At 40.2% G+C, this 1,036-nt stretch carries 1 protein-coding gene; it reads right to left on the bottom strand.

Annotated elements, in window-relative coordinates:
• Positions 1 to 40: 40 nt before the first annotated feature.
• On the bottom strand, positions 41 to 1,036 hold a 996-nt coding region (locus I2483_RS19190), incomplete at its 5' end, for an RNA-guided endonuclease InsQ/TnpB family protein (protein WP_207278650.1).

Raw genomic sequence — 1,036 nt, 5'->3', positions numbered from 1 at the left:
CGTAAATTTGGATGTAGCCCACCCTATTGATACGCGGTTCTCATTTTGTCACAACCGTGTATTCCTTCGTATATTTCAGATTTAAACTCGCATTGAAATCCCGATCCATTTCCAACCCGCAATTTCCACAAGTGAAAATACGATCGGCGAGGGATAAAGAAACATTTTTCTCACCACAGCTCGAACAGCATTTAGAAGAGGGGAACCAGCGATCGACGAGACGAACTTCAATTCCGATTTCTAAACACTTCGCGATGAGCCATTCCCTGAACTGCCTGAAGTTTTGTTGGCCAATTGCGCGGGATAAATGGCGGTTTTTCATCATGCCTTTGACGTTTAAATCTTCGATGGCGATAAATACTGGTTTGGTTTTCACCAGTACGCTCACAACAAATCGAATATACTCTTTTCTAACATTTGCGAGTCTAGCGTGCAATTTTTGAACAACCAACAGTTGTTTTTGCCTGTTTTTAGCGCAGAATTCACCTCTCTTTCGATTTTTATTTTGTTCGTAACTTCTACTTAGTTTCCGTTGTTGCCGTTTCAAGCGCTTTTCCAACTTGATGATTCGTTCTTGCTTATTAATAGTGCCAAAGAAAAGGTGGTTACTGCAAACCGCGAACTCTTTAAGACCAAGGTCTACGCCGATTCCGTCCGTTTCACTCTTGTATTCTGCTTCACTTTTTTCAACGTCGCACAAAACAGAGATAAAATAGCGACCGGCTTTTTGTGACAGTGTACAATTTATGACTGCTGCATCTGTTGGAATATAACCAAATTCCTTTAATCGCACCCATCCAAACGTTGGAATTTTAATTCGATGACGTTCGACGATTAAGTCTGTCGCATTATTTTTCGGAAAATAAGCTTTCACATCTTGATTGTTCTTCTTTTTGAAGCGTGGAAATTTGGCCAATCCTTTAAAAAAGTTCTTAAATGCCCTATCTCCGTTCATAATGGCTTTTTTAACGGCTTTACTCGAAACCTCTTTAATCCATTGGTCGGTTTGTTTCGTATGCACATTGTTCAGCCATTT

The sequence above is a fragment of the Sporosarcina sp. E16_3 genome, assembly GCF_017347125.1.
In the GTDB taxonomy this organism is placed as follows: domain Bacteria; phylum Bacillota; class Bacilli; order Bacillales_A; family Planococcaceae; genus Sporosarcina.
The sequence above is the reverse complement of the archived record's forward strand: the minus strand, read 5'-3'. Positions and strand labels throughout refer to the sequence as shown.